Annotated in this window: 25 protein-coding genes; 8 read left to right on the plus strand and 17 right to left on the minus strand. The window is 64.2% G+C overall.

The features are described 5' to 3' along the window. Nucleotides 1-93: 93 nt before the first annotated feature. The 7 genes from AXYL_RS32705 to AXYL_RS32735 form a co-directional block, all read right to left on the minus strand. Nucleotides 94-504, minus strand: coding sequence for a DUF2761 domain-containing protein (locus tag AXYL_RS32705; protein ID WP_011255198.1), 411 nt, complete (start codon nt 502-504; stop codon nt 94-96). Between the two features lies 1 nt (nt 505). Then, the gene (gene kleE, locus AXYL_RS32710) at nt 506-832 is read right to left on the minus strand and encodes a KleE stable inheritance protein (RefSeq protein ID WP_012478184.1); all 327 of its coding nucleotides are present in this window, start codon (nt 830-832) and stop codon (nt 506-508) included. Between the two features lie 209 nt (nt 833-1,041). Further along, the gene (kleA, locus tag AXYL_RS32715; RefSeq protein ID WP_011255200.1) at nt 1,042-1,278 is read right to left on the minus strand and encodes a stable inheritance protein KleA; all 237 of its coding nucleotides are present in this window, start codon (nt 1,276-1,278) and stop codon (nt 1,042-1,044) included. A gap of 157 nt (nt 1,279-1,435) precedes the next feature. Next, nucleotides 1,436-1,693, minus strand: a complete 258-nt coding sequence (korC, locus tag AXYL_RS32720; RefSeq protein WP_012478185.1) for a transcriptional repressor KorC — start codon at nt 1,691-1,693, stop codon at nt 1,436-1,438. Nucleotides 1,694-1,709: 16 nt separating this feature from the next. Then, nucleotides 1,710-2,918 carry a hypothetical protein gene (locus AXYL_RS32725; protein ID WP_012478186.1) on the minus strand — a complete coding sequence of 403 codons (1,209 nt, stop codon included), beginning with the start codon at nt 2,916-2,918 and terminating at the stop codon, nt 1,710-1,712. Nucleotides 2,919-2,929: 11 nt separating this feature from the next. Continuing rightward, a complete protein-coding gene (locus AXYL_RS32730) occupies nt 2,930-3,148 on the minus strand; it encodes a hypothetical protein (protein WP_012478187.1) in 219 nt (72 codons plus the stop codon). Between the two features lie 44 nt (nt 3,149-3,192). Further along, nucleotides 3,193-3,621 (minus strand): antirestriction protein, encoded by a 429-nt coding sequence (locus tag AXYL_RS32735; protein ID WP_011114069.1) that lies wholly within the window; start codon nt 3,619-3,621, stop codon nt 3,193-3,195. Between the two features lie 172 nt (nt 3,622-3,793). Between AXYL_RS32735 and AXYL_RS32740 the strand changes: the two genes are divergently transcribed. Together AXYL_RS32740 and AXYL_RS32745 are read left to right on the plus strand one after the other, a co-directional pair. Beyond that, nucleotides 3,794-4,057, plus strand: a complete 264-nt coding sequence (locus AXYL_RS32740; protein ID WP_011114070.1) for a type II toxin-antitoxin system RelB/DinJ family antitoxin — start codon at nt 3,794-3,796, stop codon at nt 4,055-4,057. After that, nucleotides 4,044-4,325, plus strand: coding sequence for a type II toxin-antitoxin system YafQ family toxin (locus AXYL_RS32745; RefSeq protein ID WP_011114071.1), 282 nt, complete (start codon nt 4,044-4,046; stop codon nt 4,323-4,325). Before AXYL_RS32740 ends, AXYL_RS32745 begins: the two co-directional genes overlap by 14 nt. A 1,499-nt stretch (nt 4,326-5,824) precedes the next feature. Here AXYL_RS32745 and AXYL_RS35495 read toward each other — a convergent pair. From AXYL_RS35495 to AXYL_RS32760, 3 genes are all read right to left on the minus strand, one after another. Continuing rightward, nucleotides 5,825-6,052, minus strand: coding sequence for an antitoxin VbhA family protein (locus AXYL_RS35495; RefSeq protein WP_158307678.1), 228 nt, complete (start codon nt 6,050-6,052; stop codon nt 5,825-5,827). Beyond that, nucleotides 6,049-6,240: a hypothetical protein gene (locus AXYL_RS32755; RefSeq protein ID WP_013397101.1), complete on the minus strand. Its 192-nt coding sequence runs from the start codon at nt 6,238-6,240 to the stop codon at nt 6,049-6,051. Before AXYL_RS32755 ends, AXYL_RS35495 begins: the two co-directional genes overlap by 4 nt. Before the next feature lie 119 nt (nt 6,241-6,359). Beyond that, complete coding sequence (locus AXYL_RS32760) at nt 6,360-6,731, minus strand: hypothetical protein (RefSeq protein WP_013397102.1); 372 nt, start codon at nt 6,729-6,731, stop codon at nt 6,360-6,362. 29 nt (nt 6,732-6,760) lie between these two features. Between AXYL_RS32760 and AXYL_RS32765 the strand changes: the two genes are divergently transcribed. Continuing rightward, nucleotides 6,761-7,063 carry a hypothetical protein gene (locus AXYL_RS32765; RefSeq protein WP_013397103.1) on the plus strand — a complete coding sequence of 101 codons (303 nt, stop codon included), beginning with the start codon at nt 6,761-6,763 and terminating at the stop codon, nt 7,061-7,063. 37 nt (nt 7,064-7,100) lie between these two features. Here the strand turns inward: AXYL_RS32765 and AXYL_RS32770 are convergent, their stop codons facing one another. Next, the gene (locus AXYL_RS32770; RefSeq protein WP_013397104.1) at nt 7,101-8,150 is read right to left on the minus strand and encodes a DNA-binding protein; all 1,050 of its coding nucleotides are present in this window, start codon (nt 8,148-8,150) and stop codon (nt 7,101-7,103) included. A 115-nt stretch (nt 8,151-8,265) separates the two neighbouring features. Here AXYL_RS32770 and AXYL_RS32775 point away from each other — a divergent pair, with 115 nt between their 5' ends. After that, nucleotides 8,266-9,435, plus strand: a complete 1,170-nt coding sequence (locus AXYL_RS32775; RefSeq protein ID WP_013397105.1) for a tyrosine-type recombinase/integrase — start codon at nt 8,266-8,268, stop codon at nt 9,433-9,435. A 37-nt stretch (nt 9,436-9,472) separates the two neighbouring features. On the opposite strand, the gene AXYL_RS32780 is transcribed toward AXYL_RS32775, so the two are convergent. The 4 genes from AXYL_RS32780 to AXYL_RS32795 all read right to left on the minus strand — a co-directional run bounded on the left by AXYL_RS32780 (nt 9,473) and on the right by AXYL_RS32795 (nt 14,802). After that, nucleotides 9,473-10,672 carry a glycerate kinase gene (locus tag AXYL_RS32780; RefSeq protein ID WP_013397106.1) on the minus strand — a complete coding sequence of 400 codons (1,200 nt, stop codon included), beginning with the start codon at nt 10,670-10,672 and terminating at the stop codon, nt 9,473-9,475. Between the two features lie 4 nt (nt 10,673-10,676). Next, on the minus strand, nt 10,677-11,153 hold the full coding sequence (gene lspA / locus AXYL_RS32785) for a signal peptidase II (RefSeq protein WP_013397107.1): 477 nt from the start codon (nt 11,151-11,153) through the stop codon (nt 10,677-10,679). A 114-nt stretch (nt 11,154-11,267) separates the two neighbouring features. Then, a complete protein-coding gene (locus tag AXYL_RS32790) occupies nt 11,268-11,882 on the minus strand; it encodes a phosphatase PAP2 family protein (protein ID WP_013397109.1) in 615 nt (204 codons plus the stop codon). A gap of 7 nt (nt 11,883-11,889) precedes the next feature. Next, the gene (locus tag AXYL_RS32795; protein ID WP_013397110.1) at nt 11,890-14,802 is read right to left on the minus strand and encodes a heavy metal translocating P-type ATPase; all 2,913 of its coding nucleotides are present in this window, start codon (nt 14,800-14,802) and stop codon (nt 11,890-11,892) included. Nucleotides 14,803-14,891: 89 nt separating this feature from the next. On the opposite strand from AXYL_RS32795, the gene cadR reads away from it, so the two are divergent. After that, nucleotides 14,892-15,290: a Cd(II)/Pb(II)-responsive transcriptional regulator gene (gene cadR / locus AXYL_RS32800; protein WP_011255213.1), complete on the plus strand. Its 399-nt coding sequence runs from the start codon at nt 14,892-14,894 to the stop codon at nt 15,288-15,290. 12 nt (nt 15,291-15,302) lie between these two features. On the opposite strand, the gene AXYL_RS32805 is transcribed toward cadR, so the two are convergent. Beyond that, nucleotides 15,303-16,460, minus strand: a complete 1,158-nt coding sequence (locus AXYL_RS32805; RefSeq protein ID WP_013397111.1) for a sterol desaturase family protein — start codon at nt 16,458-16,460, stop codon at nt 15,303-15,305. A 261-nt stretch (nt 16,461-16,721) separates the two neighbouring features. Here AXYL_RS32805 and AXYL_RS32810 point away from each other — a divergent pair, with 261 nt between their 5' ends. Next, entirely contained in the window at nt 16,722-17,357 is a 636-nt protein-coding gene (locus AXYL_RS32810) for a cation transporter (protein ID WP_011255215.1), read from the plus strand. A gap of 30 nt (nt 17,358-17,387) precedes the next feature. On the opposite strand, the gene AXYL_RS32815 is transcribed toward AXYL_RS32810, so the two are convergent. Beyond that, the gene (locus tag AXYL_RS32815; protein WP_013397112.1) at nt 17,388-19,319 is read right to left on the minus strand and encodes a cytochrome c/FTR1 family iron permease; all 1,932 of its coding nucleotides are present in this window, start codon (nt 19,317-19,319) and stop codon (nt 17,388-17,390) included. Nucleotides 19,320-19,477: 158 nt separating this feature from the next. On the opposite strand from AXYL_RS32815, the gene AXYL_RS32820 reads away from it, so the two are divergent. Then, a complete protein-coding gene (locus tag AXYL_RS32820) occupies nt 19,478-22,504 on the plus strand; it encodes a Tn3 family transposase (protein ID WP_013397113.1) in 3,027 nt (1,008 codons plus the stop codon). Then, a complete protein-coding gene (tnpC, locus tag AXYL_RS32825; RefSeq protein WP_011255218.1) occupies nt 22,501-22,851 on the plus strand; it encodes a Tn3 family transposase post-transcriptional regulator TnpC in 351 nt (116 codons plus the stop codon). The genes AXYL_RS32820 and tnpC overlap by 4 nt, the downstream gene beginning before the upstream one ends. The last annotated feature ends 22 nt before the right edge of the window (nt 22,852-22,873 follow it).

The following is a 22,873-nucleotide window of genomic DNA, read 5'->3' on the forward strand; positions in this document are numbered from 1 at the left end:
CGGTTGTTGAACAAAAGGCGGTGCCAGCCGCCGACCATGTGCAGAAGTTTAGCTAAACTCGCCGGGCGCGTCAAGCCTTTTAGCGGCTAAAAATCACCCCTTCTTGGCGTCATCCGAATACAGCGCGGCTAGGCGCTTGAGGTCGTCGGGGCCTTGCTGAACCTCGACCACCCGCATTCCGTAGCGCCCCATCTGCGACGCGGCGCGCGAAACTGCGAGCTGCTGCGCGTGGTCGGCGCTCACGAAGAACGTCATCAACGGCCCCACGGTGCGCGTGCCGCCGCTCGCAAAGCACACGTCGAACGAACCGCCATGCACATGCGGATCGACGCCTTCAACGAGCCGCCAGGGGTCAAGGCCCCATTCCTCGGATTGCGCGCTGTACCAATAGGCCGGCGCATCGCCGTTCAAATCGCTGGCCGCGTACTCGCGCACCAGGACGGCCACGCGGCCCGTGGTTGGCTCCACGAATCCCGGCGGGTAGGGCAGGGTCTGTTTTTTCATGTCAAAGCCCCTTCGGCTTGTAGATCGAAACGAAGTAGGTGATCGCGGTCAGCACCGCGAAGTACACCAGGAACGACCAGCCGGCATACACGCCAGGCGTGTTCCAGTGGTAGAGCATCCGCACGAACTGAAAGAAGGTGGCAATCGACAGCACCCACTTGAGGATCGGCCAGACCAACACGGTCGCCACCCATACGAACTTGACCAGGCCGGCCAGCAGGCCAGCACCGGGGGCCTTGTTGGGGGCAGCAGGCGCGGCGGCAGGCTCCACCGGCGCGGGCGCGGCGGGCTGCTCGATCTCCTTGGGGAACTTGATGATGTTGGACATAGCTTGACCCTCCACGCGCTTACGTGTTGAATGCTGGGTGCTCCCACTCGGAAGCATGGTTACGGTGTGCCAGCACCAGGCCAAGCGCCCCGGATCACTCCGGGGCGTTCCTCCACCTGGGGCCGCCCTTGATCTTGCCTCGGCTCACGCAATACTCCCTTCTTGGCGTCCTCGATAGGCCCGGCCGTTGCCGACCGGGCCATGTGCTCTTACCAGCCGGCCCGGCGCTTGGCCTGCTCGACGGCTTCCATCGACCAATGGCCCTTGGCCTGCCCCTCCAGGGAGCATCCGGCGAAGTACGCCTTGCCGCGCAGTTCCTCGGCTTTGCGCACCAGCTCGGCCGCCTCGGCCATCATGGCCGCGATCTCGTCACGGCGGGCCGGGAAGTCGGTCGCTGCCGCGCCCTCCAGCTCGTCAATCCAGGGCATGATCTTGTTGTCGCTCATCGGACTTTCTCCGGTAGTTGACCTGGGCGATGTGCCCGGCCTTCAAGTGCTATATTAGGGCAAAATGCCCTAGCCTGTCAAGCACTTTAGCTAAACTTTTTTCGCTTTACCGGAATCCGAAGGCTAAACTTTAGCCGCTAAAACCTTTCCCTTGGCGTCAATCCTCTTTCCAGATCACGCCCAGCCCGGCCAGGTCGCACAGGATCGCCCATGCCGCATAGGGAATCGGGGTGTCCTCGCCGATCCAGCGGCGGATCGTGCGGTCGCCCTTCGCGCCCAGCCCCAGCGCCTTCGCGGCCTTGCTGCCGCTGAACCCGGCCAGGCGCAGCACCTCGCGGACTTCCTCGCCGGTCGGTTGTGCCCAGCGTTCGGCCGGCTTCAAGCACTCCAGCCGGATATTGGCGTCGTTCGTCATTCGTTCGTTCTCCTGGTCAAGTGATAAGCCGCAACTGGTCGAAGCCGTAGATCGACTGGATGCAGCTCGGGTCTGAATCGACCACGCGCCGGCCTGCGCGATTGGTCTTGTACGTTACCGGCCTGTCGTCGTGCGCCCACACCTGGCGGGTGTCGGGATGCACCTTCACGATGATGATGCGCTTGCCGATGTAGCGGTCGAAAACCGGGTGATGGACGCTCACGATCTCGCACCGCTGGCCGGGCTTGAACTCCACCCGGTCGGCCGGGCCTCCATCGCCATTCCTGGCGATGCTGCAGGTTGCCGCGCTCGCTCCCGGCATCGTCGTTTCCGGCGATACAGGCCCGCCCTCGACCGGCTCGGCATCGTCGGCTTTGACGATGCTGCAGGTCATCGTCGTTTCTGGCGATGCGGGATCTCGCTCCGGGCCTGCGCCGGTGATTTTTCCCTTGGCGTCCAACCCGGCGGCCCTGGCCGCCTTGATCCTGGTCGCGGCCTCGGCCGCCCAGCGCCTGGCGATGAAGGCCCGATGCGAGGGCAGCACCACATCGACCAGGACGAACCCCGGCGGCACCAGGACGGTCGCCGGTTCGCGCCGCGCCGGCGGCTCCAGGCCGGCCAGCCAAGCGGGCAGGGGAGCATCGGCCAGGCGGTCGCGGTAGCTGGCCTCGACCATCACCGGGCGCTTCTTCTCGGCTCGCTGCGCAGCCAGGATGCCGCGCGCAACCTCGTCCACCGTCATGCAGCCCTGCGCCGTGTCGAAGTGCGAGCGGTAGCCCGTTTCGGAGATAAACGGCCTGTCCAGGTCGATGACGTGGAACTGGAAGTGGGCACCCAGCGGCCCGCCGTAGCCGGCCTCGTACTCCACCAGGGCGCGCATGTCGCCATCCGCGACCAGGAACTGGCCGCGCTGGCCCCACAAGGGCACGTCGCCAGGCACCGCCGCGCAATGGCGCTCGATGACCTGGCCGGGCGCGTCGTGGTCGGCCATGCTGCCCACGTGCGTTCCGCCGTTCATCTTCCAGATGACGGCCTCGTATCGGTCGCTGGCCGCCTCGGCGGCCGCACCGTCGCCGCGCATGATCGCCGCGTCGATCTCCACCACGGCCGCCACGGCGGCGGCCAGCAGCTCGTCGCGTTCGGTGGGCAGCTCGGCCAGCAGCTCGGCCGCCGGCGCGTTCCAGTCCTGGCCCGGCTGGGCCGGCGTCTTGCGTTTCTTCGCCATCGGCCGGCCCCTCAAGTGTCAGCACGCCGCCACGCGATCACGTCGCGGGCTTCGTAGCCGTGGCGCTTGCAGTCGTCGCAGAATCCCGAGCTGAACCCCTTGTGGTTCGTGCCGATCCATGCGGCCGGCTTGCCGCATTCGTGGCCGTAGGTGCCCGGCTCGGCGTTGTGGCACTTGCCGTCCGTCGCGTAGCTGTTCGTCGGTGCCTGGGGAGCGTTGTTCCTGGTCATGGTCGCCTCCTGGAAGCCCCGGCCGAAGCCGGGGCCGCCCCTCATCAGTCAATAGCCCGGTAGATCGCGGCCGCCTCGGCGTGGCTGGCTGCGAAGCCGCGCAGGAAGTGATAGCGGTCGATCAGGGCATCGCCGGCGTCCGTGTCGGCGGCCTCGGCCGCGAGCTGGCCCAGCGCGAACAGGGTTGCGACAATGCCGGCGGCGTCGGCCGACAACTCGCCTCGGAAGCCGTTGCCGTCCACCTCGATCTCCAGGCGGTCGGCCAGGTCGGGGGCCATGTAAAAACCGCCGTCCGACAAGGTGTAGTAGTGCCAATACGCGCCGCTGTAGCGTTCGCAGAGCCGGCGAAGCCAGGCATACACCAGGGCCTCGCCGCGCATCATCAGACGCGGGCCGAAGTAGGCGGGCAGGAAGTCGAGGCGCTGGGCCTCGGCGACCAGGGAAGCGGTAACGGGTTGCTCTTGGGTGTTCATCGGACTTTCTCCGGTAGTTGACCTGGGCGAAATGCCCGGCCTTCAAGTGCTATATTAGGGCAAAATGTCCTAATCGTCAAGCACTTTAGCTAAACTTTTTGGCCGCTAAACCTTGCCCTTTCCCTTGGCGTGCATTACAATGTAATTCACGAACCCAACCGGAGAACCAATCATGGCTGCAAACCAGCTCGTACAAACGCGCATCGACGGCGCGATCAAGGAAGAAGCGGCGGCCGTCCTGGCCGCGATGGGCCTTACCGTGTCCGACGCGGTGCGGCTGCTGCTCACGAAGGTGGCCCAGGACAAGGCGCTGCCCTTCGAGCCGCTGATTCCGAACGCCACCACCATCGAGGCGATGAAGGAAGCCCGCAAGGGCAAGCTGCCGCGCTTCGCCACCGTCAACGATCTGATGGCCGATCTGCATGCGGCAGATTGAGCGCACCGGCCAGTTCAAGCGCGACTACAAGCGCGAGGCGAAAGGGCAGCACCGGGCCACGCTCGACGCCGACCTGGTGCCCGTCCTGGTCGCGCTCGCCGACGACCAGCCGCTGGAACCTCGGCACCGCGACCACGCGCTGACCGGGGACTGGAAGGATCACCGGGATTGCCACGTCAAGCCCGACCTGGTGCTGATCTACCAGAAGCCCGACGCCGACACGCTGCGCCTGGTGCGCCTCGGCTCTCACTCCGAACTCGGCTTGTGATCGGCGCGGGCCTGGCCCCGCGTCTCACGTTTCATTGACACTTGAGGGGCGCTTTCCGCGCCACCGGCCGAGCTGGCCGACCCCCTTCCTTGGCGTAAAACCTGCGGCGGTGGAGCTGCTGCGATGCTTGAGGATCGCGCGGCCGGTCGAACCGCGGCGACCTGGTTGGGGAGTGTGAGGGGGCTTTGCCCCCTCGCAAGCTCTCGAACTTACTGCCTTCCGCCAGGCGCTTGCGCCTGGCTCTCCTAAGCCGTAGCGCCGAAGGCGCTCCATTGTGGGGTGAGGCCGCAAGGCGGCCGAGGGGCGTAGCCCCTGGGGGGATGGGAGGCCGCTTGCGGCCGGGTGGGATCGAGAAGGGGGGTTTCCCCCCTTCGGCGGCCGGTCATGCTGCGCGGCAGCTTGGGCCGTGTTGCCGTTTTTTTCGCCAGCCTCTGGTTAAAACTACCTGGTTATATAAAAAGGTTATAAAGACGGTTAAAAACCTGGTTAGCATGACCGAAAAACGCGCGTAAACCGTTGTCACGCCAAGGAAAAGTGCGAAGAGGCCGCCCCTCAAGTGTCAATGGATAAGCCCCCCATGTGTCAATACGCTGCCCCTCAAGTGTCAAGAACCGCGCCCCTCAAGTGTCAGTAGGGCCGCCCCTCAAGTGTCAATACCGGGGCAGGGTTCCTAACAGGGTTATCCACAACTTCGGTGGATAACTCCATGCCGATCAGGCACTTAGGCCGCCTCGGCGGCCGCCTGGACGGCTCGACCAGGCCGAAATCGGCCGCTGCCCCCCAAGTGTCAACATCGCGCCGGCCCCGCTGCCCCTCAAGTGTCAACGTCAGGGCTGCGCCGGCCGGCCTCGGCCGACTTGTCCCGAAACTGTCCACAACGGCCGCGCCGGTGGGGCAGGGCAGGGAAGGCCCCGGAAACGGGCCAGGAAGGCCCGTCAGGGCCGCAAAGCCCAGCGGCGAGGGCCACCGGCCCGGTGAGCGTCGGGAAGGCGCTGGAAGCCCGCCAGGGGCGAGACGGGCGGCTCTGCCGCCTGGCTCGATGCGCAGCACGACATAGCCGGTTCTCGCGGCCGCCGGCCGGGAGAATCCCCCGCAGCTCGGCCCCTCAAGTGTCAAAGGGTGGATCTCATCGTCAGAAGCGGCGATGCGAGATCCAGCGCCGGCGTCGGCCGTCATCGTCGGAACTGGCGATGGGGCCCTCGGTTCATCGTCAAAGGTGGCGATGGTCGACCGTGGCCTGGACGTGGCCAGCCTCGCCGGAAATGACGATGCTGCAGCTCGACGTGCGCGCGACCAGGTGGCCGGAACTCCCTCGTCAGAAGCGGCGATGCTCGAGAAAAAAAGCCGCCTCGATCTCGGGCGGCTCTCCAGGGGCAGGGCGGCGGTCATCGAGGCTAAGCCGGGATACGGCCAGTTTTAGCTCATAAGCCTCAAAGTCATTAAAGACGTCTTGCTTATGCAGGCTGCTCCGATCACGCGGGATCGGCCCCCCCTGCCGATCACTCGGGTGATCGGTTCTCCATACCTCGGAGGGCCGGGAGCGGCTCCGATCCATTGCGACCTCGAGCCCTTGCCGCGCTGGCACGTACAGCTTGGTCATATGTCATCGTGCCGGCAACCACCGCTGCAACGTCCGCCAGAAATCGTGGCTTGGGTTCATGGCCCGCAATCCGCGTGTTTGCAAGGGCCTGGGCAATTGCATCGCCGCGCACCTCCTTCGTGGTCACGGCAACACCTCAACCCCAACAGGACGCCAAGCCATCACCTCTCCACCGTGCAGCTTCGGATCGAACCGCTTAAGCAGGTTCTCCAGTGCGTGCTCCTCGATCCGTGGCCGGGAAGAAATGCCGCGCCCCCGCGGCAGCGAAACGGGGCGAGGCACCTTCATCTGACTTGCTTTCTTGGTCATGCTCATGATTTTCCTCCTGGAACGTCACGCCGCACAATGCGAACGGTCGTCTCGTCGACGGGACCTGGGAGCGAAATGCCGTGATCAGAAAAGTCCGTGCCGGGCCTTGGCTCCGAGCTGGACGATCACGATTGATCCCAAGCGTCGATGGTCAATAGTTGATTGGGAGGACAAGCGGCAATCTTCTCTGCGTGAAAGATCAAATTGCCCTTCCAGTTCGGGGGCATCACATAGTCATCGCCAATGATGGCAGGCCCCCTGTGCGCCGGCGGTCCGTCAGCAAGCAGCGGCAGCACATCGCTGGCTTTGGCGGTGTAGCGGTTCGGGTAGCCGCTGAAGGAGAGTTGGATCGCCGACCCCGCCTTCACGAGTTGATGCAGCCACTCGATGCCGCCGGGTCCGACCTCCCAGTTCGCGAGAACGGCCGCCCTTCGGTCCACCGCCTGGTCACGCTCCTCGGGTGTCTGAGCTGCGACAACTATCCACCAGCCGATCATCGTTTGCTCCTTCGTTGCTGGCCAATCCCATGCACAACGAGCCTGAAGTGCCTGCTCGATTTGTCGGATGGCGCTCTGTGTCGGATGATCGCACTTCATCTTCAGGAGATATTCTCTTCACCATTCAAAAGCCATTGCCACCGCCCGCCGGCTACGCCAGTTGGCTCGACTACGCAGTCGAGGCGTTCAGCACCCGGCAGGCGTGGCTCGAAAGCCTCTGGGAAACCTGGGTCGACGACACCGCTGTCGAACTAGACCGCGAAGAGATCCGCGAGTCTGCGCGTCTGGAACTGCGCGCCCTGCGCAAGGCGGCCGGAGCTGCTGACCCATGAGTTGGGGACACGTGCCGCACACACCGCACTTACCGAGCTATCGAACCTTTCGCGCACCGGTCTTGGCGGCCTTTGAGGCTGGCACTTCTTGCGGCGGCGGTACCGGTTCCGGCGGCGAGAGCCGCTCCAGCAGCGCGCGAAGCGTCTGTGCTTCGGCTTTGAATTGCGTCGCTTCTTGCTGGGCCACCGCGAGTCGTTCCCTCGTCGCCTGAAGATCGTCAACAAGGCCGCGATTGCTGGCCGTCAGTTCTCGTTGCGACACCTCGGCCGCATCGGCCTTGACCTGCAGCCGCGTAACGGCGTCGGCCTGCGCCAGCAAGCTCTCGCGATGGCGGCCTTCGGCCTGCGCCAATTGGCCACGCAGCGCCTCGAGCTGCTTGTCGGCCTTGATCCGGGCCTGGCGCTCCTGGTCGATCTCCAGCAGCGCGCGCCGCTCGGCGGCGTCCGAACGAGCGTTCGCCGCGTCCACGGCCTCCCTTGCCTTGGCTAATTCGGCGCTGAAATCCACCCGCACTCGCTCCTGCTGATGGCGCGCTTCCTCGAGATGGCGCTGCAACTCCTGCAACCTGGCCACGGCGCCGGCATGGGCGCGCCGCTCTGCCTCCAGGTCCGTTTGCCGTTGCTGGAGCGATTCCTGGGTCGCGCTCAGCTGCTGACGCAGGGTATCGGCGCTGGCCAGCGCCTCGGTTGCCGCTTGGCGAGCCCGAGCTTCCTCGCCCTGAGCCTGCTCGACCGCGGCCTGGTCCTCCAGGCGCAGCGCCGCGAGTTCGTGGCGCGCAGCGGCCGTGGCCTGCCGCCACAACTCGGCGATGACCTCCGCCGCGCTCGTTTTGAGTTCGGGCGGCAGATCCGGATGGTCGATTTCGACGCGCGCCTTGCTGCGCAGATCCTCCCAGAACTTGGCCAGCGCCTCCGCCGGCGCACTCATCGAGCCCTTGCGCACAAACTGGTACAGCTTGCTTGCCGTGGGGGTGATGCCATAGCGGAAGAACAGCAACGCGCAAACCTCACGATAGAGGTCTTTTGTTTCCGTAAATCGCCCCCGGAGGGTTTCAATGTCGCTCTGGAGTTCAATTTCGGTATTCATTAATAAATAATACAACGTAATACGTTGAATTCATTGAATTAATTCTCAGTCTATGGACATAAGTCTTCTAATGTCCATAGACTTGGCGATGTTCTCCCTTTGCGCGTAGCTCCGCATGAATGCCCTCGTCAGCCTGGATCAGATGATGGTGCCGGCCCACCTGGACGGTCGCAAGGGCCGAAATCGCGCTACCTCGCGATCGCAGTTGGCCGCAGTCGACGACCGCTCGGCTGTGCTGGCCTGGCTGGCCCGCTATACCGATTCACCCGCCACGCTTGCCAGCTATCGCAAGGAAGCTGAACGCCTACTGCTGTGGTGCGTGCTGCAGCGTGGCGCAGCCCTTTCAGACCTCACGCACGAGGATCTGCTGCTCTACCAGCGTTTCCTCGCTGATCCCCAGCCCGCCGAGCGCTGGGTCATGGAGCCGGGTCAGAAACCGGGCCGCAACTCGCCGCGCTGGCGACCCTTCGCCGGGCCGCTTGGGCCTTCGAGCCTGCGCCAGGCGCTGTCGATCCTCAACGCCATGTTTTCGTGGCTCGTGGAGGCCGGACACCTGGCCGGCAATCCGTTGGCGCTGAGCCGGCGCAAACGCCGGCAGGCTGCACCTCGTGTGAGCCGCTTTCTGCCCGAGGAACACTGGGACGTGGTGAAAGCCGCGATCGAAGCAATGCCGGTCGGCAGCGAACGCGAAAGGCTGCACGCATCGCGCTGCCGATGGCTGTTTTCACTGCTCTACATCGGTGGGCTGCGCGTGTCCGAGATCTGTGACGCCCGCATGGGCGGATTCTTCAGCCGGCGCGGCGCCGATGGGCGCGAGCGCTGGTGGCTCGAAATCACCGGCAAAGGCAGCAAGACCCGCCTGGTGCCGGCCACGGGCGAATTGATGACCGAGTTGATGCGCTACCGCAAGGCTCACGCTTTGAGCCCGCTTCCACTGGAGGGCGAAGACATGCCATTGGTGATGACGCTGATCGCCCCGGTCAAGCCTATGGCACGAAGCGCCATTCACGAGCTCGTCAAGGGGGTGATGCAGGCTGCCGCGGCCGCGCTGCGGCGGCGTGGTTCCGACTTTGGTGCCGCAGCAGCCCATCTCGAGCAGGCGTCGACGCACTGGATTCGCCACACCGCTGGAAGCCACCTGAGCGAAAAGGTCGACCTGAAAGTTGTCCGCGACAACCTGGGTCACGCCAACATCAGCACGACCAGCATCTATTTGCACACCGAGGACGATGCCCGTCACGATGCGACGGCGGCAGGGCATCGGGTCGGTTGGCGTTCGCCGTGATCACATGCGCCTCGTGACTTCTGGGACACTCCTCGCACTATTTTCGCTTCCGCTTGCGCGTCGATTGGCAGTCAAGAAGCGCTAAGCGAACGACTTGCTCTGTAGCTCTTGCTACCAATTCAGGCGCCCTCGACATTGCGTCGGCCATCGAACCGGGCCGGTCGACAATACTGAAGTAGGCATCGATGCCGATTTCGTGCACTGTGTCTGCTCCGTCTCCGACTGACCCAACGATCGCGACGACCGGAATGCCGGCCTGTTTCGCACGGCGCGCCACCTCCGCCGGCAGCTTGCCGAGCGGCGTGAGTCCATCGATGCTTCCTTCCGCGGTCAATACGAGATCGGCGCGCTCGAGGAGTGCGTCAAAGTCCAAGAAGCGCGAAAGAATCGCGAACCGGGGATAGAGGCGCGCCCCCAGAAATGCGTGCAGACCTGCACCCAGCCCCCCCGATGCACCTCCCCCTTGCATGGTGCGAACGTCGATCCCGAGATCGCGTTGGATAACTGCTGCCAGAGTCCCGAGGCCAATCTCCAATGTGGCGAGATCTTTGGGCAACGCGCCCTTCTGCGGACCGAAAATTCGCGAAACTCCGCGTCGTCCCAGCAGCACGTTGTCCCAGTTCACCGCCACGTCGATGCTGACATTGCTGAGGCGCGGGTCGCGCCCGGAGAGGTCGATGTGAGCGAGGCCGTCCAATGCCCTGCAGCCGCGGCCGATGGTTCGCCCTCTACGATCAGAAAGCCTGATGCCTAGCGCTTGGGCAAGACCGGCGCCGCCATCGTTTACGCCGCTGTCGCCGCAACCGATGAGCAATCGCTGGGCACCCAAATCCAAGGCTTCGCGCACCAGCTCACCTACACCGTAACTGGTGGTCCAGAGGGGATCTCGTTGGTCCACAGGTACGTGCCGTAGACCTGCAGCCGCCGCGATCTCAATCGCTACAGTTCCAACATGGACTCCGCCGAGCAGACCGAGATGCGCCTCCAGCGGCTGGCCCACAGGACCAGTCACTTGCACTGGACGTAGACGGCCACCTGTCAGCTCCACAAGCGTCTGAACAAAACCTTCGCCACCGTCTGCCATGGGGGCACACAGGATCTCGGCGTCAGGGGCGGCCGCTCTTACTCCTCGCGCCATGCTCTCGATCAATTCAGCTACGCTCAGGCTCTCCTTAAAGCCACATGGTGCAAGCAGGATTCGCGGACGCAGATTTTTTCGCCTTGCTTCGGCGGTCATGTATTCACTGCTGGCCGGCAGGTCTGGACAACGACGCGACGATCAGGCTTATCGCACCTCCCACGATCGCCATGTCAGCAACGTTGAACGCTGGCCAGTGCCATTGACGCAGATGGAAGTCGAGATAGTCGATAACCTGCCCGCGAATAGCCCGATCGAAGGCATTGCCCAAGGCACCGCCGAGGATGAGGCTGTACGCCAAGGCCTCAAGTCGTCGCGCTGGCCTTGCCAGTAGCCAAACCAGCCATATCGCGGCACCAACGGCGACAGCAAGTAGAAACCATCGTTGCCATCCACCGGCGTGCGCCAGAAAGCTGAACGCCGCCCCGGGGTTCAGGACGTGGACCAAGTTGAAAAAGGAGGTCACCTCATGGGACCAACCTAGCGGCGTCGTCATGTCAATGTAGCTCTTGACGGCTTGGTCGCCAGCAAACACTACAAATGCAAGGTAGTACCAGTGGGTTGAATACGTGTAGTGCATCAATTCTTCTTTATTCGTGCAGGCCAATCACGCTGGGCCGCTTGTTCAAGAGTTGCCGAACGACCCACTCGATGTCCTTGTGCATCGATCGATCGGGGCGCCACAATCCCGCGGTCACCGAGTCGCTCTCGAGCGAGGCACAAGGAGCCAGATCAGGGCGGCCGAGATCTCGACGCATGCCCAGCCCAAGACGAAGCTGGCAACGACATCCGCTGGGAAGTGCGCGCCAAGCGCAATGCGCGACCAACCTACAGCGATAGCGAAGGCCAGAAGGCCGATTCGACCGGGCCAGCCCAGAACTGGCCAGATCGCCGCAGCCAGAACCGCCACGTAGGCGGCATGACCGCTTGGAAACGAATAGCGACTGTCCGGCATCCCTACGACTCGAAAAAAGCCTTCACCCAAGACCACTGCGGGGCGCGGGAATGCAAATGCCGTTTTTAATAGGGCTGCCGATGACATCGTGAGCACCAGGCCAAAGACAAACCTTCGCAGGGCCAGGTTCGCAGAACGGGCTGCATCTGGCGCGTGGCTTCGGCGCCAGACTAGAAGGACTGCGGCGATCGCCGGAGCACCCCAATAGCTACCGACCCAGCTCAAAGCTTCAGGCAGCCATAGCAGCTGATCGGGGACGGCCTGATTCAAAAACATGAACAGGTCCAGGTTCGCTCCGCCCCAGTCGTAGAGCCATTGCTTGAGCCACGCAGCAGAGGTCAACGTTGCGTGCACTGGGGGATCAGGCCTTCTGGGTCTTGAGTAGCCTCAGACCATTGAAAACCACCAGCAAGCTCGCCCCCATGTCGGCGAACACGGCCATCCACATGGTGGCATGCCCGGTGAACGTCAACGCAAGGAACACCGCCTTGATGCCCAGGGCCAGAACGATGTTCTGCGTGAGGATCGCCGCGGTGCTGCGCGACAGCCGGATGAAGACGGGGATCTTGCGCAGGTCGTCGTCCATGAGGGCGACGTCGGCTGTTTCGATGGCCGTGTCGGTGCCGGCCGCGCCCATGGCGAAGCCGATGTCGGCACGTGCGAGCGCGGGCGAATCGTTGATGCCGTCGCCCACCATCCCCACCTGGCCCTCGCCGCCAACAAGACTCTCGATGGTCTTGAGCTTGTCCTCGGGCAACTGGTCGCCGCGGGCTTCCGAGATCCCGACCTGGGCGGCGATCGCAGCCGCCGTGTGCTGGTTGTCGCCGGTCAGCATCAGCGTGCGCACGCCCAGCGCCTGCAGGTCGGCCACCGCCGCACGGCTGGTTTCCTTGACCGTGTCGGCCACGGCAAAGATGCCGAGCACGGTCGTATCGTCCATCAGCAGGATCGCGGTCTTGCCTTGGCGCTCCAGCGCTTCGAGCAGGGACTGAAGCGCCTCTTCGCTCAGTCCCAACTCCTTCGCGAGCCTGTGATTCCCCATGTGCAGCAGACGGCCGGCGATGCGCCCGCGCACGCCGCGTCCCGGCAATGCCGCGAAGTCGCCGACCTCGAGCAGTGCGATGCCGTCCCGCTTCGCCTTGCGGGCGATGGCCTGGGACACGGGATGGTCCGAGCGCGCGGCAAGACTTGCCGCCCAGGCGGCAACCTCCTGCGCATCACCGATCAGGGGCACGTAGTCGGTCTGCTCGGGCTTGCCGTGCGTGAGCGTGCCGGTCTTGTCCAATGCGAGTGCCTTGAGCTTGCGACCGCCCTCCAGATAGACGCCCCCTTTGATCAGGATGCCGCGTCGGGCGGCGGCGGCCAGGCCGCTGACAATGGTGACTGGCGTGGAGATGACCAGGGCGCAGGGGCAGGCGATCACCAGCAGCACGAGCGCCTTGTAGACCCAGTCGAACCATGCGCCGCCGAAGGCCAGCGGTGGAACGACCGCGACCAGCACGGCCACCGCGAACACGGCCGGGGTGTAAACGCGGGCGAACTGGTCGACGAAGCGCTGCGTGGGCGCGCGGCTGCCCTGCGCGGACTCCACGGCATGAATGATGCGCGCGAGTGTTGAATCGCTGGCGCCTGCGGTCACCTTGTACTCGAAAGAGCCGGTCTCGTTGATGGTTCCGGCGAAGACCTGGTCACCTTCGGCCTTCTCGACGGGCAGGCTCTCGCCGGTGATGGGCGCCTGGTTGATGGCGGATTGACCCGCCGTGATCACGCCGTCCAGTGCGATGCGCTCGCCTGGTCGCACGCGAACCACGCCGCCCTTGGCGACCTCCTTGGCCGGCTGTTCCGTCCATGAGCCGTCGGCCTGCCGCACGGTCGCGGTCTCGGGTGCCAAGTCCATCAGCCCGCGAATGGCATTGCGGGCACGGTCCAGCGACTTCGCCTCGATCACCTCGGCCAACGCAAAGAGGAACATGACCATGGCCGCCTCGGGCCAGTGGCCGATCGCCATGCCGCCCGTGACCGCGATGGACATCAGGGCATTCATGTTCAGGTTGCGGTTTTTCAGCGCGATCCAGCCCTTCTTGTAGGTGCTGAGGCCGCCAGTGAAGATCGAGACCAGGGCCAGCACGATCACGGCCCAGTGGTTGCCGTCGTTGACCCAGTACACGCCCTCGGCGGCCACCGCCGCAACGCCCGAAACCGCCATGGGCCACCAGTTGGTCTTCGGTGCGGGCGCCTGGGGAGCGTGCGGTTCATCCGTTGTCTGCACCTGCGTTTCCATGCCCAGCGACTCGATGGCCTTGACTGCGGGCTTGATCGCGTCAGGCGTGTGCCGGACAGTGAGCGTGCGTTGCATCAGGTTGAAATCCATGCCCTGCACGCCCGGCATGCCTTGCAGCTTGCCGCGAATCAGGCTTTCTTCCGTCGGGCAGTCCATCTTGTCAATGCGCAGCACGGTGGTGACCGCCTGGAGGTCCTGCCGCGAGGCGCGCATCCCGATGGAAGCCAGCGCCTTCTCGATCGGCGCCGTGGAGGCCAGGGTGTGGTGGACGCCCAGCACGCGTTGCATCAGGTTGAAGTCCAGCGCGGTCACGCCTGGCTCCTTGCCTAGCCGGCCGCGGATCAGCGCTTCTTCCGTCGGGCAATCCATGTTCTCGATCCGGTACGTCACGCGCTCCCCGGCTGGCGCAGTGGAAACCGGGGGCACCGGCTGGTCTTGCAAAGCCGTGGGTTCAACCGCGGCCGCAGCGGCAGTGGGCCCTGTTTGGCTGGCGGTCTGCTCGCTGGCACGCATGCCGATCGAGGCCAGGACCTGCTCCATCTGCGCACGCGCCTGGGCGAGGTGTTTCACCGACAGGGTGCGCTCGGCCAAATCGAAGTCCAGGTCCTGGACCCCCTCCACGGCCCCGAGGTGCGAACGAATGAGTTTCTCCTCGCTTGGGCAGTCCATGTTCTCGATGCGGTAGGTCGTCAGCACAGCGGCTTCCCCGACGGCCTGGGCCTTCATGCCCACCGAGTTCAGCGCCTGCGCCAGGGCATCCGCCGAGACCTCACGGTGCGAAACGATCAGTTGGCGTTGCGGAAGGTCGAACAGCAGCCGCTCGATGCCGGGCATGCCCTCCAGGGTTCGCCGCACCAGTGCTTCCTCGTTGCGGCAATCCATGTTGCTCACGTGGAAAACCGTGGTCTCGGTGCGGGCCTGATCACTGGCGCAGCCCGTCTGTTGACCACTGCCGCCGGAGCAGCCGCATGTGTTGGGGGATTCTTTGTTCATAGAAGCTTCCATTGGCAGGGATTTGCCTACATTCCGTCATTGAACAACCTCTAGTAGGTATAGAGTCAAGCTTTTCCGGAGGAACAACCATGATGCGGATCGGTGAACTGGGCAAAAAGGCGGACTGCCCAGTGCAGACCGTGCGCTTCTACGAGTCCGAAGGCTTGCTGCCTGAGCCTGCGCGCAGCCAGGGCAACTTCAGGCTGTACGACGATGCGCACCTTCAGCGCCTGCTGTTCATCCGCCACTGCCGGGCCAAGGACATGACGCTGGAGGAGATCCGTCAACTGCTGAGCTTCCGGGATCGGCCTGAGCGGGACTGCGGCGAGGTGAATGCGCTGGTTGACTCTCATATCGCCCAGGTACGGACCAAGATGAAGGAATTGCGCGAGTTGGAGCGCGAGTTGATGGATTTGCGGCGCTCCTGCGATACCGCCCGAACCTCGCGCGAGTGCGGCGTTCTCAACAGCTTGGCCGAGCATGCCTGAAGCTCGAGGGTGTCATCGCCGCTGGAAGGTGTTCGGGTCCAGTTCCGGCGGCCATGCGCCGTGCTCCATCACGCCAAAGCGCCCGGTGCCGGCGTTCTGAGGCGGTGTACGGCCGAGGGCGTGGCCGACAGGAGCCAGCGCGAGCCGGGCGAGCTGCGCCGCTACCTCCGCAACGTTGCGGGTTCTCCAAGCCAGCCCGAGCATCGCGGCGTGGCTGCGCAGGTGCAGGCCAAGGTAAGGCTGCGCCACGATATGGCCCAATTCATGGGCACGCCACGCGGCGCGCAGATCGCTGGCGGCCTCGCGAGAAGCGGCAATGCCCGTCTCGCGCAGGAAGGCGGCGCGGGCAAGCCCATGGTCATCTGCAGAAACGTCTGCCGCCGCCGGCCGGCGGCGGAAGGGATAGACCAGCTGCGGGCCGTACTCCATCGGAAAATCCGCCTCCTTGAGTCCCACTTCGTTGGCGCCGAGCGTGTGCTTTGGCAGCCGGAAAGTGCCGAACAAGTGGTCCCAGAGCATCCAGAACTCGCCGTAGTTGACCTGGGCGTCTTCATACTCTCGCTTGTGATGCCAGCGGTGGACTTCAGCCGCTCCGATCACGAATCGCAGCGGCCCGACCCGGTAGTCCAGGTTCGAGTGCTGGAAGGCCAGGTGCACGGCCAACAAGCCGAGCCATGCGCCGATGGCCTGTGCCGGTGCTCCCATCAGGACCACCGCGAGCAAGCCGGGTGCGGCCATCATCCCGGCATGCAAGGGATGCCGGCGCTCCCCGTTGAGCCAATACAGGCGCTCGGAGCTGTGGTGGATCGCGTGGAACCGCCAGAGCCAGGCCGCCCGGTGACTCAGCCAATGGACGCCGTAGAGGCTCAGATCGAGCACCGCACCGACGGTAAGAGCTTGCGCCCAAAGCGGCCACCGGTCCGGCCACCATGTCCCGGCCGACCACAGCGGCGCCAAGGCCGCCACCACGCCGTGCACGGCGAGGAGAACAAGGAGGTTGACCGCTGCGTGGATGGCGTCGCACTTGCTGTCGCGGTGGTCGCGACCCCAGGCCGAATGAAAGGGCTGCCGCCGCTCCAGCAGGGCGACGCAAGCGAGCGCGGCAGCCACCGTGAGCGGCACTGTCGGGAAATACGGCCAGCCGGCCGCGAGCCCACCGAAGAGCACCACGGCGGTGGCGAAGGATCAGCGGGTAGCTGCCATACCGAATCACAGTGTCCAGGAAGGGGCGTTTTGTCGTACTCATCTTTCTGTCCTCAGAAGGGTCTGGCTGGAATTGGAAACCCTCTAGCTGATATAGAGTCAAGCAGTTCTGAGAACGGACGCGGCAGGCCTCGCCTGGTGTCGGCGCCATCACAACTTGCGTGCATCTGCGCTTGACTCTCCAGCCGCTGCAGGCTTCAGGATCCTGCGACGTGGAAGGAACAACGCATGCCTGAAAACGACAAGAATGACAAAGATGACGAGCTCGGCGGCCTCGATGCGAGCAACGCGGCAGACCGCAAGATTCTGCGGTCCGTGTTGCTGATCAACCTGGCCCAGTCCGCCGCGGGAATCGGCATTGGCCTGTGGGCTGCTTCGACGGCGTTGATGGGTGCCGGGCTGGACAATCTCGCCGACGCGTCGGTCTATGCGGTCAGCCTGTACGCCGTCGGCCGGGCGGCAATGGTCAAGGTGAGGGCCGCGCGGCTGTCGGGCTTCTTGCTCATCGGCCTGGCCGTGCTGCTGCTGGTGGAGGTCCTGCGCCGCTTCGCTGGCGGGGAGGAACCTGTCGGCCCAGCCATGATGGCCATGGCCGCGGCGAACGCGGCTTTGAACCTGGTGTGCCTGAGGCTGCTGCGTCGCCATCGCGGGGAGGATGTGAACTTCAAGGCGTCCGCGATCTTCACGAGCAACGACTCCATCGTCAATGGCGCGGTTGTGCTGTCCGGCGTGCTGGTCATGTGGCTCGGATCGAACATCCCGGACCTGGTGCTGGGCGTCATCGTGGCCGGGATCGCTGCGAACGGCGGCCGGGAAATCCTGCGCGAGGCATCGCAAACGGCTCGGCGCAACGCCAGCGCATGAGGTCAGCCGTCGCCCTGTGCCTCCCGGAGGTCATGCCGGCTGCAACCGCCGGCCTCTGTATGCATTCAACGCGAAACCCGAAACAGCGATCAGCAGAACAATGATCTGCGCCACCACGGTCTCGGCCGACGGGTACATGCCCAGCAATTCGATCCGCGGCGCCATGATGGGGCTGGCCCCCAGCCAGCCAGCCTCCTGCAGTCCCGCCACGCCTTTGCCCGCCAGGACAACGGCGAGCACAGCGACCAGGATCGAACTGATGCTGAAGAACTTGCCGATCGGCATCCGGGCGCTTGTGCGCAGCATCACCCAGGCAAGGACCGCCAGCAGGCCCACGCCCAAGCCGAACCCACCCAGCAGGGCATTGCCGTTGCCGTCTGCCGACAGCGCAGAGTAGAAGAGCACGGTTTCGAATACCTCGCGGTAAACCGCGATGAACGACAGGCCAAACAGGGCCCAAGCCGAGCGCTTTGACATGGCCGAGGAGAGCTTTTCCTTGAGGTAGGCCTGCCAGCGGCCGGCGGCGCTCTTCTGGTGCATCCACAAGCCCACGCTCAGCAGAACGAGCGCGGCAAAGAGGGACGAAAGTCCTTCGGTCACCTCCCGGCTTGCCCCGCTGATGTTCACGAAATAGGTTGCCACGGCCCAGGTCAGCCCGCCGGCGGCCAGGGCCACGATCCAGCCGCCATGCACGTAGCGCAGGACGTCTGGTCGATTGGCTTTCTTCAGGAAAGCCACCATGCCCACAACGATCAGCAGGGCCTCGAGGCCTTCTCTCAGCAAGATGGTCAGCGAGCCCAGGAAGGTGGTGAGCGGGTCCGCCGATTCGCCGCCCAGTTCCTTTTCTACCTCGGCAAAGAGGTAGTCCAGCTTTTGAGCCGCGGCCTCGGCTTGGGCCAGCGTGCCGTTGTTGATGGCCGAGCGATAGGCCAGCATGCCGCTCTCCACCTCGGTCAGGAGTGCCTTGTTGCGCGCACCCAGGGACGGCTCCAGCGGCTCGAAGCCATCAAGATAGGCAGAGAGCGCCAGTCGGGTTGCCGCAGGCTTGTCGCCCTTGCGAATTGCGGCCAGGCTCTCACCCAAGCGCGTGCGGGACAGGGTCAGCCCGCCGGCGTTGCCGGCTGCCGATGCCACCTCGGGTCGGCTGCGCACGAAGGCCGTCAGATCACGGGCCGCTTCGGATCCGATGCGGCCGGCCGCTGCAGCCTCGGTGCCCGTGGTCACCGCGGCCAGGTCGGCGAACTCCTTGCGGGCAGCGGCATCATGTTTCCACAGCTGCTCGCCACGTTCGCGCATGCCGGCGTCATGAGAAAGTGTGCCGGCAAAGAACGCGAGCGCCCATCGGTCCTCATCGGACAGCGCAGCAAAACTCGGCATCGCCGTGCCGGTAACGCCCTGGGAGACGACTTGATAGAGCGCCATGAGGCTTCGCGAGCGAGCACGTTCCCGGTCCGTGAAAGCGATCGGCGGTGGCTCCAGTTTGGCTGCGAGTGGTCCGTCGCCTGCGCCCGCGGTGCCGTGACAGGATGCGCACTGGGCTTGGAAGAGCGCTGCGCCTCGCTTGAGGTCAGGCAAGGCCTTCGGTGCCACGGGAATGGGATAGGCGGCCACCAGCAGCGCCTCCGCTTCATGCGCCAGGCGCGCGACCTCTGCGCCATCTGCCTTGCTGGAGACAGCCTCCTGCAGTTTGGTGGCAGCAGTGACTACCGCGTCCTTGGAGGCATGCGCAGGAAGGCCGCGCGCCTGGGTCACCGCATTGGCAGTGAAATCGCGCATTTCCGCATATTCCGATTCCCTGACGATGGCGCCCTTGTCGACCGCACCACCGTAGTCCACGGCAACATAGTCCAGGAGTTGCCATAGCTGACGCGGTCCTTCGTCGGCTCCAGCAGGAGGGGTCTGCGCGGTGGCAGAGCCCATGAAACACAGCCCAACCCACAGAATCAATAGCAAGCGCTTCATTCTTCAATCAACCTCAAATAAGAACGACTACCATTTTCGTTCATCCGACCGTGCTTTTGGCCAGCCTGCTGGAAGTGCCTACCTTTCGCCGGGCGAGTGGTCTTTGATCGGCTACGCTGCGTGTCCAGATCGACCCTGACCAGCGGGAGCTTTGTGCCATGGCGAGCATAGAACGTACGGCTTACCCTCGATTTCCTCGAACGCTGACGCTCAAGGATCTACAGGCGTCGTTCACGCCCAGGCCGGAGGAAATCGAATGGGCGCAGCAACATTCGCGAACGCAGGAACGTCGTCTGGCCTTGCTCGTGCTGCTCAAATGCTTCGAGTTCCTGCGTCACTTTCCGGCGCTCGAAGTCATTCCTGTCGAGTTGGTCGAGCATGTTTCCGCCACCCTGGGCATGGCGCCGACCGAGAAGATCGAGTTCGCGTCCCTGGCCACGCTGTATCGCCACCACAAGGCGATACGCGAACTGCTCGGTGTCAAGCCCTACACCGATGAAGAGACAAGGAAGCTGACGAGCCGGATCGCCCAAGACGCCGCCGGCATCGTGGAGACCCGTGCGGACATCATCAACATCACGATCGAGGAGTTGGTGCGACTGGGCTACGAGCTGCCGGTGTTTCGAACACTCGACGAAATAGCCGAGCAGGCGCATTCGACCGCCGAGGCTGCCTTGCACAAGCGGATCACCCAACGCCTGACCCTGGCCCAGCGAAACTGGCTTGATCGGCTGCTGATGGCCGAACTTCCAGCCCGACGCACGCTGTACAACCAGATCAAGAAGTCTGCGAAAAAAGCCTCGCGCAAGCACCTCGACCTCCTGCTGGACCAGATGACCTGGTTGGAGTCCTTGCCCGACAGCGACACGCTGCTCGACGGCGTGCCGGCGACCAAGCTCAAGCACATGGCCGACATGGCATCCGCGCTCGATGCGGGCGACATGAAGGATCTGCTGCCAGCCAAGCGCTACACGCTAATCCTGGCCTTGGTCCGTCAGATGCGCGTGAGGGCGCGTGACGACGTGGCCGAAATGTTCATTCGCCGCATCGGAGCCATTCACAAAACCGCCAAGGAGGAGCTGCAGGTGATCCAGGCGCGCCAGCGCGAACTGAGCGAGGAACTGGTGGCCACGCTGGAGCAGGTGCTGGAGATCCTCGCCGAAAACCTGGACGACGCGAGCACCGGGCAGCGCGTGCGCGATCTGCTCGCTCCGCACGGCAACCTGGAGCAACTGAGGACGGACTGCGAGGCAATTCGCGTGTGGAGCGGCGGCAACCACCTGCCGTTGATCTGGAAGGCCTTCAGCAGCTGGCGCGCGGCGATGTTCCGGATGGCGAAGGCGCTGCAGTTCGAGGCGGCCACCCAGGACCGCAATCTGCTCGATGCCCTGGAGGTCGTGCTGGCCAACGAACACCGCAAGGTCGAGTGGATCTCAGACGACCTGACGCTGTCGTTCGCCTCTGAGCGCTGGCGCAAGCTGGTGCGCCGTTCGCATGGCTTGGGCCCCCCGACGAACCGGCGCTACCTGGAGGTGTGCGTGTTCAGTTATCTGAGCGGCGATCTGCGCTCCGGCGATGTGTGCATCGAAGGCTCGGAATCCTTTGCCGACTATCGCGCGCAGCTATTGCCCTGGAAGGAGTGCGAAGCGCTTCTGCCGACTTACTGCGACCGGATCGGCATACCAGCCACCGCGGGTGACTTCGTCGACGGTCTCAAGCAGCTGCTCACCGAGACAGCCGAAAAAGTCGATGAAGAGTTCCCGCAGCATGCAGGAGACGTGGTGATCGGCAGCACCGGCGAGCCGACCTTGCGGCGTGTCGTTGCGCGCGAAGTGCCAGCGTCAGCCATCGCTTTGCACGCCGCTATCGAAAATCGCACGGTGCCGCGCAACCTGCTGGATGTTCTGGCCAACATTGAGCACTGGACCGGATTTACGCGGAATTTTGGTCCGCAGTCAGGCGACGATCCCAAACTTCGCAACGCACGCGAGCGCTACTTGCTGACCGTGTTCGCGATGGGCTGCAACCTCGGGCCCAACCAGGCCGCGCGCCACCTGTCCAATGGGGTGACACCGCATCAGCTGTCCTATGCCAACCAGCGGCACATGAGCCTGGACCAGTTGGACAACGCCTGCCGGGATCTGACCGAGCTGTACCTGCGGCTCGAGTTGCCCAAGCTATGGGGCGAGGGCAAGAAGGTGGCGGCCGATGGCACGCAGTACGATTTCTACGACCAGAACCTGCTGGTAGGCATGCATTTCCGGTACCGGCGCATGGGGGCGGTGGCTTATCGGCATGTGGCTGACAACTACATCGCGGTGTTCCGTCATTTCATACCACCAGGGGTGCTCGAAGCGGTCTATGTCATCGAGGGTCTGATGAAGGCGGGCCTGAGCGTGCAGGCTGACACGGTGTATTCGGACACCCATGGTCAGTCGGAAACGGTCTTCGCCTTCACGCACTTGGCCGGCATTCAGTTGATGCCTCGCATCCGGAACTGGAAGGACCTGCGCTTCTATCGACCCGAGAAGGGCACGCGCTATCGCCATATCGACCGCCTGTTCAGCGACGTGGTGGACTGGAAGTTGATCCGCGACCACTGGCGAGATCTGATGCAGGTGTCCATCTCGATCCAGGCCGGACGGATCGCCTCGCCGATGCTGCTGCGCAAGCTCAGCCAGGAAGGGCGGCACAACCGGCTCTTTGCCGCGGCTCGCGAACTCGGCCGCGTGCTGCGCACCGTCTATCTGTTGCGCTGGATCTCCAGCAAGGAGATGCGCCAGGAAGTCAGTGCCACGACGAACAAGATCGAGTCGTACCACGCATTCACGAAGTGGCTGGACTTTGGGGGCGACGTGATCAACGAGAACGATCCCAACGAGCAGCAGAAGCGGGTGCGCTTCATCGACCTGGTGGCGTCGTCGGTGATCCTGCAGAACACGGTGGACATGATGCGAGTGCTGCAGGAGATGTACGCCGACGGGGAGCCGGTGTCTGCGGCCGATGTCGAATACCTGAGTCCGTACATGACCTCGGGCATCAAGCGTTTCGGCAACTACCACCTCGACCTGAAGCGGCCACCAGAGCCCTGGGTCAAGGAGTCGCAGTTTCGGGAGGCGGCCAAGCGCGCGCGAGCTGCTGCCGCAGAGGCGCAGCGCCCCGGGCAGAAAGGAGCAGGGACATGAGCGATCCAGACGCCACCATCGTCACGGCCTACGGCCGGCTGGACCGGGCTGCGCTGACGCGTGCGCAAAGCAGCTACGACACCACAGCGCTTCTGAGCGCGGTCGAGGAGTTGGACAGGATTGTTGGGCGTGCGCGAGGGCAGGATGGCCTTCGGGACATCCTGCTGCGGCTGCACGGCATGGCTCACGCCGTGATCAACGGCGCAGGGCTGTCGGTCTCAACGAGCCAGGGGAGTCTGCCGGAGATAGCCCTCGATGCGACTGCGGAGATTCTGCAAACGATCTCTACGCTGCAAAGGTGGGTGGAACTGATCGAACCATTGGAGAGCCTTCAGCCTCGCGATTGAGTGATGGAATCGCATAAAAGGT

The organism is Achromobacter xylosoxidans A8 (assembly GCF_000165835.1).
Classification (GTDB): Bacteria; Pseudomonadota; Gammaproteobacteria; order Burkholderiales; family Burkholderiaceae_B; genus Achromobacter; species Achromobacter xylosoxidans_B.

What these genes read in the sequence shown, in the direction of transcription:
- AXYL_RS32705 (WP_011255198.1), bottom strand. Translation starts at nt 504, where the DNA reads ATGAAAAAACAGACCCTGCCCTACCCGCCGGGATTCGTGGAGCCAACC.
- kleE (WP_012478184.1), bottom strand. Translation starts at nt 832, where the DNA reads ATGTCCAACATCATCAAGTTCCCCAAGGAGATCGAGCAGCCCGCCGCG.
- kleA (WP_011255200.1), bottom strand. Translation starts at nt 1,278, where the DNA reads ATGAGCGACAACAAGATCATGCCCTGGATTGACGAGCTGGAGGGCGCG.
- korC (WP_012478185.1), bottom strand. Translation starts at nt 1,693, where the DNA reads ATGACGAACGACGCCAATATCCGGCTGGAGTGCTTGAAGCCGGCCGAA.
- AXYL_RS32725 (WP_012478186.1), bottom strand. Translation starts at nt 2,918, where the DNA reads ATGGCGAAGAAACGCAAGACGCCGGCCCAGCCGGGCCAGGACTGGAAC.
- AXYL_RS32730 (WP_012478187.1), bottom strand. Translation starts at nt 3,148, where the DNA reads ATGACCAGGAACAACGCTCCCCAGGCACCGACGAACAGCTACGCGACG.
- AXYL_RS32735 (WP_011114069.1), bottom strand. Translation starts at nt 3,621, where the DNA reads ATGAACACCCAAGAGCAACCCGTTACCGCTTCCCTGGTCGCCGAGGCC.
- AXYL_RS32740 (WP_011114070.1), top strand. Translation starts at nt 3,794, where the DNA reads ATGGCTGCAAACCAGCTCGTACAAACGCGCATCGACGGCGCGATCAAG.
- AXYL_RS32745 (WP_011114071.1), top strand. Translation starts at nt 4,044, where the DNA reads ATGCGGCAGATTGAGCGCACCGGCCAGTTCAAGCGCGACTACAAGCGC.
- AXYL_RS32755 (WP_013397101.1), bottom strand. Translation starts at nt 6,240, where the DNA reads ATGAGCATGACCAAGAAAGCAAGTCAGATGAAGGTGCCTCGCCCCGTT.
- AXYL_RS32760 (WP_013397102.1), bottom strand. Translation starts at nt 6,731, where the DNA reads ATGATCGGCTGGTGGATAGTTGTCGCAGCTCAGACACCCGAGGAGCGT.
- AXYL_RS32765 (WP_013397103.1), top strand. Translation starts at nt 6,761, where the DNA reads ATGCACAACGAGCCTGAAGTGCCTGCTCGATTTGTCGGATGGCGCTCT.
- AXYL_RS32770 (WP_013397104.1), bottom strand. Translation starts at nt 8,150, where the DNA reads ATGAATACCGAAATTGAACTCCAGAGCGACATTGAAACCCTCCGGGGG.
- AXYL_RS32775 (WP_013397105.1), top strand. Translation starts at nt 8,266, where the DNA reads ATGAATGCCCTCGTCAGCCTGGATCAGATGATGGTGCCGGCCCACCTG.
- AXYL_RS32780 (WP_013397106.1), bottom strand. Translation starts at nt 10,672, where the DNA reads ATGACCGCCGAAGCAAGGCGAAAAAATCTGCGTCCGCGAATCCTGCTT.
- lspA (WP_013397107.1), bottom strand. Translation starts at nt 11,153, where the DNA reads ATGCACTACACGTATTCAACCCACTGGTACTACCTTGCATTTGTAGTG.
- AXYL_RS32795 (WP_013397110.1), bottom strand. Translation starts at nt 14,802, where the DNA reads ATGAACAAAGAATCCCCCAACACATGCGGCTGCTCCGGCGGCAGTGGT.
- cadR (WP_011255213.1), top strand. Translation starts at nt 14,892, where the DNA reads ATGATGCGGATCGGTGAACTGGGCAAAAAGGCGGACTGCCCAGTGCAG.
- AXYL_RS32810 (WP_011255215.1), top strand. Translation starts at nt 16,722, where the DNA reads ATGCCTGAAAACGACAAGAATGACAAAGATGACGAGCTCGGCGGCCTC.
- AXYL_RS32815 (WP_013397112.1), bottom strand. Translation starts at nt 19,319, where the DNA reads ATGAAGCGCTTGCTATTGATTCTGTGGGTTGGGCTGTGTTTCATGGGC.
- AXYL_RS32820 (WP_013397113.1), top strand. Translation starts at nt 19,478, where the DNA reads ATGGCGAGCATAGAACGTACGGCTTACCCTCGATTTCCTCGAACGCTG.
- tnpC (WP_011255218.1), top strand. Translation starts at nt 22,501, where the DNA reads ATGAGCGATCCAGACGCCACCATCGTCACGGCCTACGGCCGGCTGGAC.